The sequence below is a fragment of the Propionimicrobium sp. PCR01-08-3 genome, from assembly GCF_030286045.1.
GTDB lineage: Bacteria > Actinomycetota > Actinomycetes > Propionibacteriales > Propionibacteriaceae > Brooklawnia.
The window spans coordinates 396567-411039 of sequence record NZ_CP127390.1; the positions used below are offsets into that span (position 1 = coordinate 396567).

Sequence of the window (14473 nt, forward strand, 5' to 3'; positions counted from 1 at the left end):
TAATGGCTGACGAACAATTTGCGCAAACCGTTGCATCCCAGCTTGCCGTCATCGAAGACAAGTTGTTGGAGGCAACGGTTTCGCAATATTCGTTCGTAACCAATGCCGCCGATCATGTCATTTCGGCGGGAGGCAAGCGGTTCCGCCCAGCGATGGTGGTGACCGCCGCTCATCTCGGCGATCACTTCGATGTGGATCGGCTGGTCAGTGCAGCCCTGGTGATGGAGCTCACCCACGTCGCCAGTCTGTATCACGATGACGTGATGGACGAGGCCGAACTCCGGCGCGGAGTGACGAGCGCCAACCAGCGCTACGGCAATTCGACGGCCATCCTGGTCGGGGACTACCTGTTCGCGAAGGCATCGAGCCAGGTCGCGACCCTCGGTGTCGATTACGTCGATCTGCAGGCGCGCACCTTCGCCGAGCTGGTCGAAGGGCAGATGGCCGAAACCGCGGGGCCCGGCCCCGGTGAGGATCCCGTTGACCACCACTTCAAGGTGCTCGCGGGCAAGACCGCCTCGTTGATCCGTACCTCGGCGGTGTTCGGTGGCATGATCGGCGGGGTTTCCGACGAGAGCCTGGCGGCATTGGCCCGATTCGGTTTCGAGATCGGCATGGTCTTCCAGCTGTCGGACGACCTGATCGACATCGTCTCGGAGAAGACCGGTAAGACCCCCGGCACCGATCTGCGGGAGGGCGTGCCGACACTGCCGACGCTGCTGCTGGCGTCCTCCGACGACGCCGCAGATCGGCAGCTCGCCCGCTTCATCGCCGGCGGCCTGGACGACGACGCCGAACTCGCGAAAGCCCTGGCGGCGCTGCGGGCCAGCTCGGTGATCGACCGGACCAGGGACGAGATCACCCGGCGAGCCGATAACGCGCGCGGCTATCTGGCCCCGCTGCCCGATTGCGACGCCAAGGACGCGCTCGCCAGGCTGTGCGACGAGGTCGTCACCCGCTCGTCCTAGCCCAGCGAAGCGGGTAATCGCCTACTTCGAGATGATGTCCATGATCTTCTGGTAGCCGGTCGGGAGATTGATCCCTGCCACCGAGGATGCCTCGGTCATCTCGATCAGATGCACGTCGTGAGTCGCGATCGCCGGTACTTCTGCCACCGCGGTGCCGGAAAGAAGCTCATCGAAAGGTTCTTCGCCTGCTCCCTGGAAGTTCTCCAGGAGAATGATGTCGGGGTCGGCTCTGACAAGTGTTTCGGCGTCGATGGCCCCGGTGCTGGTGATGCCCGCAGCGGCTGCCGCGTCGGTGGCACCGGCACGCAGGGCCAGGCCGGGCAGCATATTGTCCGACGCCATGGCCATCACATTTCCGCCCCGCGCCATCAAGACGAGCACGCTTGGCTGTTGATCGGACTTTTGGGCGTCGATCTCGGCGATCGATTCACGTAACCGGTCGGCATAGTCCTCGGCCGCCGACTGCTGTCCAACCGCTTCGCCGACCTTGAGCAATGCCTCGGCGTAGGCCTCCGGGGTGCCGAAGTCGGCCGATTCGAACGCGATCATCGGCACGCCGGCGGCCGCCAGCTGCTCGGCCGCACTCTTCTCGCCGCCATGCCGCGAGGTCGTCAGCACCAGATCGGGTTGGTACGAGAGAATCTGTTCGGCGTCCGGATTGATCCCGGCAGGCAAGGTGTTCTCCACCTGCTGGGCCAGCTGCGGAACCATACCCATTGCGGGGGATTGCGAGCCGGCGGCTATCCCGGCCATCGAATCCGGTCCGGCCAACAGCAGCGCCATGTCGGCGGTTTCGCTGGTGACCGCGATGATTCGCTGGGGCATGACGACAGTGGACGCTGCGGTCGGCGAGGTGTCGTGTGGTGAAGGTGAATTCGTGGCTGAGGTGCCGGAGGAACACCCGGCGAGCAGGGCTGTCCCGAGGGCCAGCGCCCAGCCTGCTCTCGGCAACCGAGCGCGAAGAGATGCTTTCATCTGATTCCTTTCTGATGGGTGTCACAACGGTGTGACGTCGAGGGCACCGGTGACCGGTGAGATGCGAATATCGGTGTCGATGCCGTAGGCCATGCGCAGCAAGCGCGGGGTCAATACCTCGTCCGGTCGGCCCTGGGCGGCCAAGGTGGCACCTGCTGGCCCGGGAGCCAGCAGCACGAGGTCGTCGCAGAAGCGGGCCGCCAGCGACAGGTCGTGCAGTACGACCAGGACCAGTCGGCTGTGGGGGTCGGACTCCAGCCAGGGCCGCAATAGCGACAGCACAGCCATTTGGTGGGTCATGTCGAGGGCAGACACCGGTTCGTCGAGAATGAGCGCCGGAGCGTCCTGGGCGAGGGCTCGAGCCAGGCCGGTGAGTTGGCGTTCTCCGCCGCTGGTCGCGGCTACCGGACGCTCGGCCCATTTGTCGGCGCCGGTCATCCGCAGAGCCTGTTGGACGGCGCGGCGCTCGTCCGGATCGATCGCAGCGAACCGGGACCTTCTCGCGTAGCGTCCCAACTCGACCAGCTGTCGTCCGGTGAAGTCGGCAGCCGAAATCGTGTGCTGTGCGAGGTAGGCGAGATGGCGCGCACGGCTGCGTGGATTCATGCTGCGCAGGTCAATCCCGCCCACCCGCACGGTGCCCTGATAGTCGACCAGCCCCAGCAGAGCCTTGACAAGAGTCGACTTCCCGGTACCGTTTGGCCCGATCAGCCCGTGAATCCGGCCGGGACGAATATCGAGCGTCAGGTCGTCGACGATGGTCCGCACCCCATAGCGAACCGTGAGACCCGTGGCCCGCAACCCTGCCGATGTCATCGCGCTGCCTGCCTACGCAGGACGAGAAATAGCAGGAAGGGGGCACCGATCAGGGCGGTGAGGGTGCCTGTCTGGAGCACCACGGGTGTGAAGATCATCCTTGCCGCGGTGTCGGCCGCGGTCAGAAAGATGGCTCCCAGCATGAATGAGGCAGGCAGCAGGAAGGTGTGATCGGAGCCGAATAGCAAGCGCACCAGATGAGGCACCACAAGGCCGACGAATGAGATGATGCCGGTGGCGGCCACCCCGGACGCGGTCGCCAGCGCGGCGAACGCCAGGACCAGGTTCGAGACCAGGCGGACATGGACCCCACTCGACTGCGCAGTAGTGGGTCCCAGTGCCAGCATGTTCAGTTCGCGGGCGAAGAACAGCGTCCCTGCTACGCCGACCATCAACGGCGGGGCGACCATGGTGACGTCGGCCATGGTGCCTCCGGTGAGGTCACCATTGAGCCAGAACATCGCCGAGCGGGCATCCTCCGAATTGACGGCATTGGCTATCAGCGCGGCGGTGAGCGCACCCAGGAACGAGTTCAGGGCGATGCCGACCAATAGAAGTGAGGCTGTCGAGGCGCCTCGCCGTCCGAACCCGATGATCTGGACGATGGCGCTGGCCGCGAGGGCGCCGGCGAAGGCTCCGACCGGAAGTGCCCATGACGTGGCGCTCACAGCGCCGGTAACGATCAATGCTGCCGCGACCACGGCAGCACCGGCCGACACCCCGGTGATGCCCGGCTCGGCGAGAGGATTGCCGAACACCGCTTGCATCGCGGCGCCTGCGACGGACAGACCACCGCCCACCAGAATCGAGATGAGGATTCGGGGCAGCCGGATCTGGGTGATGAGCGCGTCCTGCGCGCCTGCTCCGATATTCGTGGTGGCCAGGTGCCCAAGAGCCCGCAAGGCCTGTGTCATGGGGACACCGACCGGTCCGATGCATACTCCCACGAGGGCGGCGGCCGCGACGAGCACGGCAAGTGCCACCAGCAGACGGATCTGTGTGCGTGTCAGTGTCATGACGCGGCAATCAGAATCAACGCGAATGTCATGGCGAGCAGACTAGAGGATAATGATTCTCAATATCAAACCGCGGCGGTTTCGGACAGGGGCAAACAAAAGCCCGGTGTGCACATCCAGGAACAGACGTGCACACCAGGCCTTCGTGATGGGGGCTCGGGTCAGTAGGCGGAGGCTCCGTTGGTCACCGGGGCGCCGTACTGGTTCGGGCCGGGGGTCGGCGCCATCAGGCAGAGGATCAGCACGATGATCTGACCGATGAACGGAATGAGATTCAGCAGCACCAGGAGCCCGCTCTTGCCGGTGTCGTGCAATCTGCGGACACTCACCGTGATCGACGGCAGCAGGATCGCGAGGCCGAACAAGCTCACCACGATGGTGAAGGGTGAGTTGCCGTTCGCGTTCATCGTGAGATTCACCAAGATGCCGAGCACGAAGTTGATGACGAAGCACGACAGAACCCAGGTGCCCCATTCGGCCCGGCTGGCGCGTCCGTCGAAGACGATGTACTTCGACAGGGTGTATTTCAAAGAATCGATGATGTTGTTCATGTGCTCTCCTTTGGTGAAGGGCGACGGTTCTCTTCTTGAGTTAAGCGCCCGCAGGGCGGGCGGCTCGATGTACAGCGGAGCCTTGATCAATGAGCCTAGCCGGACGCCGGGCCAGACATCCCGGTAGCCATTCAGCTTGTCGCGATCACCGGCGGTAGTCGAATCTCGGGCTTGTCGACTTGCCGACCTGCAACTTGCTCGCGGCATTGCGGCATGTGGACCACTGGTGCCGGACGCCGAGCCACTAGGCTTGGCGCATGAAGGGTCATTATCTGTGCGCAAGCGCCATTGCAGTCCTGGTCGGACTCGCCGCCTGCACCGGCGAACCCAACGACATCCCGGCTACCAGCGATCAGACCTCGGCGTCATCGACGCCACAGACTCCGTCGGGTTCGGTTGATGCCTCTTCCGCGTCGACGTCGTCACCTGCCGTGCCGGAGCCTTCGACACCCCAGACCCCGTACGACACGACCCCGACCGAGGCAGCCGGTTCATCGTCGGCTCATGGTTTCGAGATGACCGATGTCCGTGTCGGCGACCACGATGGGTTCGACAGGGTGGTGGTCGAGTTCACCGGCGGTCAGATCTCGGATCTGGCCTGGTTGACCAGCTACGAACAAGACCCGGCCACTCAGGGCAAGGGCGATCCCATCGACCTGGGAGCCGACGCCTATCTCAGGGTGATCGTCCGGGGGCAGCTGTTCCCGCCCACGTCCGATGACCCGCCGAGTGGTGTGCTGCCGTCGGCAGCCCAGGGCAATGTGACCGGCGTCTATGTCGATCCGGTCTTCGAAGGGGACTCGGTGGTATGGATCGGGCTGGACGCCGAACGTGGCTTCGCCGTATCCACGCTGGACGATCCGGGCCGCCTGGTCATCGACATCGAAGAGTGATGGTGCACCGAAAACAACCGGTCCCACCCGGGGACGACCGGATGGGACCGAATTGCTGATGCTGGCGGTGAGGTCACCAGATTCGGACGCGCTCGCTCGGCTCGAGCCATAGCTCATCTCCGGGCCGGGTGCCGAAGGCCTCATGGAACTCGTTGATGTTGCGCACCGTCTGGTTGCAGCGCAACTCGTCGGGGGAGTGCGGGTCGGTCGCCAGCCGCTCCTTGAGGGCCTGTGGACGCATGATCGTGCGCCAGGTCTGCGCCCAGCCGTAGAAGAGCCGCTGGGCGGCGGGGATGCCGTCGACCGGTTCGGGATCGTGGTCGCCGACCGCGATCCGCCAGGCGTGGTAGGCGACCTGCAGGCCACCTAGGTCGCCGATGTTCTCGCCGAGGGTGAGCTCACCGTTGACGTGCACATCGGGCACCTCGGCGGGGGCCAGTTCGTTGAACTGGGCGACCAGCGACTTGGTGCGCTGCTCGAACGCCGCACGGTCTTCGTCGGTCCACCAGTTGCGCAGCCTGCCGTCTCCGTCGCAGGTGGAACCCTGGTCGTCGAAGCCGTGGCCGATCTCGTGGCCGATCACCGCGCCGATGCCGCCGTAGTTGACGGCATCGTCCGCGTCCGCGTTGAAGAACGGCGGCTGCAAGATGGCGGCCGGGAAGACGATCTCGTTGCGCAGCGGGTGATAGTAGGCGTTGACGGTCTGCGGGTACATCAGCCATTCCTCGGGGTCGATCGGGCCCGACAGCTGATGAATCATATAGTCGAAGGCGAAGCTCTCGGCGCGCAGCACATTGCCCAGCAGATCGTCCGCGGTCAACTCGAGCGCAGAGTAGTCGCGCCAGCGATTCGGGTAGCCGATCTTGGCGCGGAACTTGCTGAGCTTCTTGAGTGCCTCGGCGCGGGTGTCGTCGGTCATCCAATCCAGCGTGGAGATCGACTGCCGGTAGGCCTCCAGCAGATTCGCCACCAGTTCTTCGGCGCGGGCCTTGGTGGCGGGCGGGAAGTGATCGGCCACGTAGATGCGCCCGACCGCCTCACCCAGCACGCCTTCGACCAGCGAGACACCGCGCTTCCAGCGTTCGCGGAGCACCGGGATGCCTTGCAGGGTCTTGCCGTAGAACTCGAAGTTCTGGTTCACCATGGCGCCGGTCAGGTAGGGCGCGAGCGCGTCGATGATCTGCCAGCGTTCCCACGCCTTCCAGTCGTCCAGAGCGTCCGCATTCACCAGGGATGCGACGTCGGGCAGGAAGGTGCGCTGGCAGTTGACGACCTCGGCGACGGCCTCGGCGGGCAGCTCCGCCCCGGCCAGGAATTCGTCCCAGGCCAGATCGGGGCTGAGCCGGCAGAACTCCTCCCAGGTCTGCGGGAAGTACATCTGCACCATGTCGCGGGTGCGTACCTTGTCCCAATGGCAACCGGCCACCTTGGTCTCCAGCTCGAAGATCCGGCGGGCCTGGTCGGCGGCGTCCGGCAAGCCGGCGAGGGTGAGCATCGCTTCGATGTGCGCAAGGTAGGCCTCGCGGATCTCAGCGTGCTCGGGTAGCCGGTAGTACTCCTCGTCCGGCAGGCTGATGCCCGACTGGCCGACGAACAGCAGATAGCGGGCCGGATTGCCGGGGTCCGAATCGTTGTCGAGATCGACGAGGGCGCCGATGCCGCGCCTGGCCGACCAGCCCCAGAAGTGTGCCAACTCGGCGACCGAACTGATCGCGTCCACCTTTTCGAGCAGCGGGACGAGGGGAGCGACGCCGAGCGCCTCGACGGCATCGGAATCCATGAACGATGCGTAGAGGTTCGCGATTCGCGTGCTGTCCGGGTCTCCGTCGGGCGTGCAGGCATCAACGATCTGCCGGATCGCCGCCTCGGATTCCTCCCGTAGCTCGTGGAAGGCACCCCAGCCGCTGCGGTCTTCCGGGATTTCGGCGGTCTTCAACCACGAGCCGTTCACATGCCGGAAGAGGTCGTCGGCCGGACGCACATCGCGATCGAAAAAAGCTTGATTCAATGCTTCGGTAGTCACCGACTCAGCCTACCCATGCGCGACGGAGCGTGGCGTCCCGATGAGTTCCGCCATCTGCGAGATCAGGCGACCATCCAGGTATCGTCCCCGGCGAGCAACGCCTGCAACTGGGCAGACTTCTCGTCCGCGCTGTCGGGGGCGCCACCCTGGGCGGTGGCGATCTGTTGGCGCGACATGTCATCGAAAGTCGGACGCTCGACACTGCGGAAGACACCGATCGGGCTGCGCTTCATCACCCCGGAGTCGGTGAGCCTGCTCAGCGCGAACGCCCGGGTCGGGTCGGCGGCGTGAGGATCGTGCCGAATCACCTTGTCCAAGCCGACCTCAGCGACGCGGGCGAGTTCGAGATGGCCGTCGGCGGCCTGCACGACCCCGAAATCTCCGCCCGCGGTCAGCACGGGCTCGCCGGCCTCGAGCTTGATGACGCCATCCGAGTCGGGGCCGGTCAGGTCGTCCCATGCTCCGTCATTGAAGATCGGGCAATTCTGGTAGACCTCGACCAGCGAGGATCCGCGGTGCTCGAATGCGGCGCGCAGGGTCGCGGTCAGATGCGTCCGGTCGGAGTCGATGCTGCGGGCCACGAAACTGGCCTCGGCGCCCAACGCCAGGCTGACCGCGTTGACCGGGGTGTCCAACGATCCGTCGGGGCTCGACTTGGTGACCTTGCCCAGCTCACTGGTCGGCGAGTACTGGCCCTTGGTCAAGCCGTAGATGCGGTTGTTGAACAGCACGACCGTGATGTTCACGTTGCGCCGCAGCGCGTGCACCAGATGATTGGCCCCGATCGACAGCGCGTCGCCGTCGCCGGTCGCCACCATGATCGCCAGATCGGGTCGGGTGACGGCCAGGCCGGTGGCGATCGTCAGGGCCCGGCCGTGGATCGAGTGCATGCCGTAGCTGTTGACGTAATACGGAAATCTCGCCGCGCAGCCGATGCCCGAGATCACCACCGTGTTCTCGCGGGCGATCCCCAGCTCGGGCAGCAGCCCCTGCACCGTGCTCAAGATCGCGTAGTCGCCACAGCCCGGACACCAGCGCACCTCCTGGTCGCTGGTGAAATCCTTGCGTTTCAGCGGATTGATGGCGAGCGGCACCTGATGCAGGCCGCCGGGGCTCGCCGACGATGCGATGGGCTCAGGCATGCTGAACCTCCTCCACTTCACTCAACAGATATTCGGTCAACTCGCTGACGCTCAGCGGCAGGCCACGCATCCTCGACCAGCTTCTGGCGTCCACCAGATACTTGGCCCGCAGCACGGTGGTCAACTGGCCGAGATTGACCTCGGGGACGATCACCCGATCGGCGCGGTGCAGCAGATCGGAAAGGTTGCCCGGCAAGGGATTCAGATTGCGCAGATGAATCTGGGCGATCGGGACGCCGAGCTCGCGCACCCTGCGCACCGCGGCCGTGATGGCTCCCCAGCTGGATCCCCAGCCCACGACGGCCAGCCTGGCGACCCCACTCGGATCGTCCCAGCCGACGTCCGGCACCGGAATGCGGGCGATATGCTCGGCGCGCAGCTTGACCATCAGATCGTGATTGTCGGCGTCGTAGCTGACAGAGCCCAGGCCGTTCGACTTCTCCAGGCCACCGATACGATGCTCCAGGCCCGGCGTGCCGGGCAACGCCCAGGGCCTGTTCAGGGTCTCGGGGTCACGCCGGTACGGCGCGAACGTGCCCTGCTCGGTGTTCGGCTCGGTGGCGAAACCCGGATCGATACCGGGTAAGGTCGCCGCTTCCGGAACCAGCCAGGGCTCCGAACCGTTGGCCAGGTATGCGTCCGATAGCATGATCACCGGAGTGCGGCGCTCGATGGCGAGCTTGCAGGCCTCGAAGGCGGCCCGGAAGCAATCCGAGGGTGAAGCAGGCGCGATGACCGGCAGCGGCGATTCACCGTTGCGTCCCCACATCGCCTGCAGCAGGTCGGCCTGCTCGGTCTTGGTGGGCATACCGGTGGAGGGGCCGGCGCGTTGCACATCGATGACCACCAGCGGCAGCTCGGTCATCACGGCCAGGTTGATCATCTCTTGCTTGAGTGCGAGGCCCGGCCCCGAGGTGGTGGTGACCCCGAGGGCTCCGCCGAACGAGGCGCCCAGGGCCGCGCCGACCGCAGCGATCTCGTCCTCGGCCTGGAAGGTCTCGACGCCGAACCCTTTTCGTTTGCTCAGCTCGTGCAGCAGATCCGATGCCGGAGTGATCGGGTAGGCGCCCAGGAACAACTGCAATCCGGACGCCACCGAGGCGGCCAGCAAACCGAGCGCGGTGGCCTGATTGCCGGAGATCTGGCGGTACTGGCCAGCTTTCTGGGCGATCGGGGCCACCTCATAGCGCACGGCGAAGGTCTCGGTGTTCTCGCCATAGTTCCAGCCGCCCTCCAGGGCTGCCAGGTTGGCGTCGCGCACGTCGGGGTTGGACGCGAACTTGTGCGCCAACCATTCTCTGGTCGGGGTCATGTCGCGGCTGAACAGCCAGCTGACCAGGCCCAACGCGAACATGTTGCGCGTCCGGGAGATGGCCTTGCGGCCCAGCCCGAGCCCCTCGACGGCCTGAGCCGTGGTCTTGGTCAGATCGAGGGTTACCACCTGATAGGTGGCCTCCAAGCCGTCGTCCTCGAGTGGGTTGGAGGTGTATCCGGCGTGGTTGAGGTTGCGTTTGGTGAACTCGGACGAATCGGTGATCAGCACCCCGCCTCGGCGCAGTGCCCGCAGATGGACCTTCAGTGCGGCGGGGTTCATGGCCACCAACACATCGAGATCTTCGCCGGGGGTCACGATGTCCCGGTCCGCGAAGTGCACCTGGAAGCTGCTGACGCCCCCGAGGCTGCCTTGCGGGGCCCGAATCTCGGCAGGAAAATCGGGCAAGGTGACGATGTCGTTGCCCTGCCGCGCCGATTCGGTACCGAACCTGCCGCCGGTGAGCTGCATACCGTCTCCAGAATCACCAGCAAACCGCACGACCACCCTGCTGACTTGCTCGGGCACCGGTAACCTCCAAATTCGCGGACATGAGGCCGCGCGCACCAGTTGGCGCAGCCTTCGAGAGGTCGCGCAACCTCTCCAACGCTTTTTCTACGATAGTTGTTGCGAAAAACCTGGCCGCCCGCTCACAGGTGGTTATGCCGTCTCTGCCCGCTCGTTCACTCAGGGCGTAGGGTTGACCCCATGCCCGCAGATCGCCGTCGACCGATGCCGGGTTCGTGGGCTGCTGGTTTGGACGCGACCGGATGCGCGGCGAAATCAATCGAGCAGGTGCCGAACGACGCCGATGGGTTGCGTGGCTCGGCCGGGTCGTCGGGGTGCCAGTCGTGCTGAGGATATGGCTGGCTCAGATCGCGGACGCCTGGCGCGCAAAGAACGTCCGCCGGGGCTTCTATGGCACCTTGCTCATCACGCTCGGCGCATTCTCACCGGCCTATCTGCCCCGCAACTCGCCGTGGTGGCAGATGCTTTCGGACGCCGACGTCTCCGGCTGGCCGGCCAAGCTCACCGGGACACTGCTCACCATGGTGGGGCTCTTCTTGCTGTTGGACGCCTGGTTCAGGCTGCGGCCACGCAAGAACGCGAGCGAACCCGAACAATATGTTTACTACCACGTGCGACACTGGGCGATCCTGCTGATCTGGGGCGCCCCCTTCCTGTTCGCGCCACCGATCTTCAGCCACGACGCCTACAGCTATGCCGCGCAGGGCTGGCTGATTCACAACAACATCAACCCCTACGAGGCCGGCCCTGCCGTGCTGCCCGGGGCCTTCGCCGACCAGGTGTCGTGGGTGTGGCGCGACACCCCGGCGCCCTACGGGCCGCTGGCCTTGCAGCTGCAGCACGCGATCGTCGACGTGATGGGATTCAGGCCTTACGCGTCCGCGGTGGCGATGCGCATCCTCGCGCTGGTCGGAGTCGGCCTGATCGGGCTGCTGATTCCGCGGATCGCCCGCATCAGGGGTGCCGACCCGGCGTTCGCCGCCTGGTTCGGCACCCTCAACCCGGTTCTGGTGATCGACTTCGTCGGCGGCTCACACAATGATTCGCTGATGATGGGGCTGGTGGTTGCCGGGCTGTGGGTGACCCTGTGGGGGGCGAAGCCCACGGGGGAGGGCCTGGAGACCGGGCAGGAACGTTCAGCCGTGGGCGGGCTGGAGCCAGGCTTACCGGCCGACTCACCTTCCGGCCGCCGCTGGCGCACTATCACCGGTCTCAATTGGTGGTGGCTGGTGGGGGCCGTGCTGATCGGGCTGGGTGCGACCATCAAACAGCCGGCCATCATGGCCGCTTACGCACTGCCGCTGATGGCGCGTCCGTGGGCCAATTGGAGCGTGCGAGAGGTGGCGATCACGGCGGCGCGGGTGCTTGCCAGTTTCGCTGTGGCCATCGGCACCTTTTGCCTGGTGAGCCTGGCGACCGGGCTCGGCTTCGGCTGGATCAACGCGGTCAGCGTGCCCGGCAGAGTGGTGACCATCGCTCCGTTCACCGTGATCGGGCAGGCCATCCAGCTGGTGCTGAACCTGTTCGGCCTCGACCCCAGTGGTTGGGCCGCGATCACCGTGTCCCGCACGGTCGGCGTGATCTTCGCCGCCCTGGTGATAGCGGCGATGGCCGTGACGATCGCGAGGACGCGTCCGATTCTGTTCTTGGCGCTCGGCTATCTGACCGCAGCATTGTCGCTGCCGGCAGTGCGCAGCTGGTACATGTTGTGGGGAGGGCTGCTGCTGCCGGTCGCCGCCCCGCCGCGCCGGGTGGTGAACATCGCGGTGTGGACGACGGTGGTGCTGCTTTGCTACAACGGCATCAATATGGCGTGGCGTAACGACACCATGGCGCTGGGCTTCGCCGCCGCCGCGGGCATCGCCTGGCTGGCTCGTACCCACGGCGGCGCGGCACCGGGCACCGGCAACCGGCGGCGCCGGATTCCCGCAGGAGCAGACCATATCGAGTTGCAGAAGGACTGATTGATGTGACCAGTGAAATCGTGACCGAGATCTCGGACGGCGTGGGCACCATCGTGCTCAATCGTCCGAAGAGCATCAACGCGCTCACTTGGGCGATGGTCGGCGAGCTGTCGGATACCTTGCACGCCTGGGCCGATGACGACCGCGTCCGGCAGGTGAGTCTCGCGGGCGCGGGGGAGCGTGGTTTTTGTGCGGGTGCCGATGTGAAAGCGTTGCGCGAAGACGTCATCGCGGGACGAGAACAGCACGCGCTGGACTTCTTGTACACCGAGTACGAACTCGAGCAATACATCGCCTACTACCCCAAACCGGTGACCTCCTACCTGGTCGGCGTGGCGATGGGTGCCGGGCTCGGCGTCGGCCTGCACAACACGAACAGCATCGGCGAGCCTGGCACCCGCTGGGCGATGCCCGAGGTCGCCATCGGACTGTGGCCCGACGTCGGCGTCTGCTATGAGCTCTCGCGGACCCCGGGACACACCGGCGAATACCTCGCGATGAGCGGCGAGACCACCGACGGCGAGTCGGCGCATTGGGCCGGGCTGCTGGTCGAATGCCGCGGCTGCACAGGTCCCGGCGCATCGCCGCTCGCCGGAGCCGCGCTGTGGATCGACGACTGCTTCAGCAAGCCGGACGCTCCGAGCATCCTGGCCGCCCTGGAAGCTCATCCGAATCCGGACGCCCGGCAGGCCGCGAAAACGATCCGTTCGCGCAGCCCGCTGTCGGTGTGCATCGCGCTGCAGGCGGTGCGAGGCGCCCGCCAGATGCCCAACGTTGCACAGGTCTTCGACCAGGACCGCACCCTGGCCACCACCTTGATGGCCAACCCGGCAGACTTCGTCGAGGGAGTGCGCTCCAAGATGATCGACAAGGATGGTGCCCCCAAGTGGCGGCACGCCCGGGTCGAGGACGTCGACCCTGCGCTGGTCGCGGCCCGGTTCCAGGCCTGAAGCCAAGCGCCATCTCCATTGGCCGGCGATCCGTGCGCTGTCCGCGGTGACCAGGTAGCCGAGGCACACTCGACGCCGCGAAAGTGCTTGCCCTGTTTCAAGAGCTTTCTGATCGTCTCGCTGAAGCTGGTTTATCAGCACAGTTGTTTGTCGTGGGCGGTGCTGCGATGGCACTTGCTTATGATCCCAAGGGATTCCTGCCTGGAGACGACGAGAACCCTCACACCGTATTCGAGACATTCTCGACTCCGTGGTCTGGCAACTAGCCGGACTATGACGGCATTGCCGGCTCGGTTGCTTCGTTCAGATCGCGTAGTCGATGACCACCGGGGCGTGGTCGCTGATCCTGGCCTCGTAGGACGATTCCCGGTCCGTGCCACCAGTGGTTGCGGATTTCGCAAGCTTCGGGGTGGCCAGTTGGTAGTCGATCCGCCAGCCGGTGTCATTGGTGAACGCCTGGCCGCGCCAGCTCCACCACGAGTAGGGCCCCTCCGCCTCCGGATACAGCCGCCGCATTACATCGACCATCGTCCGCGGCGAAACGATGGTGTCGAACCACTCCCGCTCCTCGGGCAGGAACCCGGCCGACTTCTGATTGCTTCGCCAATTCCTCAGATCGTTGCGGGTGTGCGCGATGTTGAAATCGCCCATCACCAGGTACTCGCGGCCACGCATCGCAGCAGCCCTACGGGCGTGCTGCAGATGTTTCGCGAACCCGGCCAGAAAGACCATCTTGCGCTGGTATCTGATCTGCGCGGCCTCGCTCATCGGCGCATTGCCTGGCGCGTACGGAGTGTCCCCTTTGGGTATGTACACGCTGGCGACGGTGAGCGGAGCAGAGGCGAGATCGACCTCGATGTAGCGTCCCTCGGCCATGAACTCGCGCAGCTCACGCGCCAACGGATAGTCGTTGCCCAATTCGGCCGGCTCCGGCTGACTACCGGACGCCCAACACAACGCGTGGGAGCCCCAGGCGCGAACCGCCGACACCGGCTGTTTGGTGAGCAACGCCACACCGTTGCGTCCGGCCAACGTGCCCGGATCGTAGGCCACGTGATAGTCGCCGAAAATGCCCAGCGGCAACTGATCGGCCGAACAGCGCACCTCCTGTAACGCCACGACATCGGGTGTCCGGGCATCGCGCCAGGTTGCGAAACCTCGCCGCTCAGCTGCCCGGATTCCGTTGACATTGTGTGTGGCGATGCGCATGAGGCCAACCATAGGAGATGCCTGCGATCTTTTCTGACTCGCCGCCAGGTTCCGGTATGAGGTTACGGGCTGTTCAGGCTTGGGAAGAGGCGGATCCTTCGCTATTATCTGATCGATCAGTTAATT

General features: G+C 65.3%; 12 protein-coding genes. 4 read left to right on the forward strand and 8 right to left on the reverse strand.

What is annotated here, in order from left to right; all coding sequences use genetic code 11:
• Nucleotides 1-2: 2 nt before the first annotated feature.
• Complete coding sequence (locus QQ658_RS01875) at nt 3-968, forward strand: polyprenyl synthetase family protein (protein ID WP_286025993.1); 966 nt, start codon at nt 3-5, stop codon at nt 966-968.
• A 21-nt stretch (nt 969-989) separates the two neighbouring features.
• Here QQ658_RS01875 and QQ658_RS01880 read toward each other — a convergent pair whose 3' ends face one another.
• From QQ658_RS01880 to QQ658_RS01895, 4 genes are all read right to left on the reverse strand, one after another.
• Nucleotides 990-1793, reverse strand: coding sequence for an ABC transporter substrate-binding protein (locus QQ658_RS01880; protein WP_286025994.1), 804 nt, complete (start codon nt 1791-1793; stop codon nt 990-992).
• A gap of 171 nt (nt 1794-1964) precedes the next feature.
• Nucleotides 1965-2759, reverse strand: a complete 795-nt coding sequence (locus QQ658_RS01885) for an ABC transporter ATP-binding protein (protein ID WP_286025995.1) — start codon at nt 2757-2759, stop codon at nt 1965-1967.
• On the reverse strand, nt 2756-3775 hold the full coding sequence (locus tag QQ658_RS01890) for a FecCD family ABC transporter permease (protein ID WP_286025996.1): 1020 nt from the start codon (nt 3773-3775) through the stop codon (nt 2756-2758). The genes QQ658_RS01885 and QQ658_RS01890 overlap by 4 nt, the downstream gene beginning before the upstream one ends.
• A 161-nt stretch (nt 3776-3936) precedes the next feature.
• The gene (locus QQ658_RS01895; protein WP_286025997.1) at nt 3937-4326 is read right to left on the reverse strand and encodes a DUF805 domain-containing protein; all 390 of its coding nucleotides are present in this window, start codon (nt 4324-4326) and stop codon (nt 3937-3939) included.
• A gap of 257 nt (nt 4327-4583) precedes the next feature.
• Between QQ658_RS01895 and QQ658_RS01900 the strand changes: the two genes are divergently transcribed.
• Nucleotides 4584-5219 carry an AMIN-like domain-containing (lipo)protein gene (locus tag QQ658_RS01900; RefSeq protein WP_286025998.1) on the forward strand — a complete coding sequence of 212 codons (636 nt, stop codon included), beginning with the start codon at nt 4584-4586 and terminating at the stop codon, nt 5217-5219.
• 73 nt (nt 5220-5292) lie between these two features.
• On the opposite strand, the gene QQ658_RS01905 is transcribed toward QQ658_RS01900, so the two are convergent.
• The 3 genes from QQ658_RS01905 to QQ658_RS01915 all read right to left on the reverse strand — a co-directional run bounded on the left by QQ658_RS01905 (nt 5293) and on the right by QQ658_RS01915 (nt 10224).
• On the reverse strand, nt 5293-7227 hold the full coding sequence (locus tag QQ658_RS01905) for a M13 family metallopeptidase (protein WP_286027012.1): 1935 nt from the start codon (nt 7225-7227) through the stop codon (nt 5293-5295).
• Nucleotides 7228-7304: 77 nt separating this feature from the next.
• Entirely contained in the window at nt 7305-8384 is a 1080-nt protein-coding gene (locus tag QQ658_RS01910; RefSeq protein ID WP_286025999.1) for a 2-oxoacid:ferredoxin oxidoreductase subunit beta, read from the reverse strand.
• Entirely contained in the window at nt 8377-10224 is a 1848-nt protein-coding gene (locus tag QQ658_RS01915) for a 2-oxoacid:acceptor oxidoreductase subunit alpha (protein WP_286026000.1), read from the reverse strand. Before QQ658_RS01915 ends, QQ658_RS01910 begins: the two co-directional genes overlap by 8 nt.
• A gap of 323 nt (nt 10225-10547) precedes the next feature.
• On the opposite strand from QQ658_RS01915, the gene mptB reads away from it, so the two are divergent.
• Complete coding sequence (mptB, locus tag QQ658_RS01920; RefSeq protein ID WP_286026001.1) at nt 10548-12188, forward strand: polyprenol phosphomannose-dependent alpha 1,6 mannosyltransferase MptB; 1641 nt, start codon at nt 10548-10550, stop codon at nt 12186-12188.
• A 5-nt stretch (nt 12189-12193) separates the two neighbouring features.
• A complete protein-coding gene (locus QQ658_RS01925) occupies nt 12194-13138 on the forward strand; it encodes an enoyl-CoA hydratase/isomerase family protein (RefSeq protein WP_286026002.1) in 945 nt (314 codons plus the stop codon).
• A 303-nt stretch (nt 13139-13441) separates the two neighbouring features.
• On the opposite strand, the gene QQ658_RS01930 is transcribed toward QQ658_RS01925, so the two are convergent.
• The gene (locus QQ658_RS01930) at nt 13442-14347 is read right to left on the reverse strand and encodes an exodeoxyribonuclease III (protein WP_286026003.1); all 906 of its coding nucleotides are present in this window, start codon (nt 14345-14347) and stop codon (nt 13442-13444) included.
• Nucleotides 14348-14473: the final 126 nt, after the last annotated feature.

What these genes read in the sequence shown, in the direction of transcription:
- QQ658_RS01875 (WP_286025993.1), top strand. Translation starts at nt 3, where the DNA reads ATGGCTGACGAACAATTTGCGCAAACCGTTGCATCCCAGCTTGCCGTC.
- QQ658_RS01880 (WP_286025994.1), bottom strand. Translation starts at nt 1,793, where the DNA reads ATGCCCCAGCGAATCATCGCGGTCACCAGCGAAACCGCCGACATGGCG.
- QQ658_RS01885 (WP_286025995.1), bottom strand. Translation starts at nt 2,759, where the DNA reads ATGACATCGGCAGGGTTGCGGGCCACGGGTCTCACGGTTCGCTATGGG.
- QQ658_RS01890 (WP_286025996.1), bottom strand. Translation starts at nt 3,775, where the DNA reads ATGACACTGACACGCACACAGATCCGTCTGCTGGTGGCACTTGCCGTG.
- QQ658_RS01895 (WP_286025997.1), bottom strand. Translation starts at nt 4,326, where the DNA reads ATGAACAACATCATCGATTCTTTGAAATACACCCTGTCGAAGTACATC.
- QQ658_RS01900 (WP_286025998.1), top strand. Translation starts at nt 4,584, where the DNA reads ATGAAGGGTCATTATCTGTGCGCAAGCGCCATTGCAGTCCTGGTCGGA.
- QQ658_RS01910 (WP_286025999.1), bottom strand. Translation starts at nt 8,384, where the DNA reads ATGCCTGAGCCCATCGCATCGTCGGCGAGCCCCGGCGGCCTGCATCAG.
- QQ658_RS01930 (WP_286026003.1), bottom strand. Translation starts at nt 14,347, where the DNA reads ATGCGCATCGCCACACACAATGTCAACGGAATCCGGGCAGCTGAGCGG.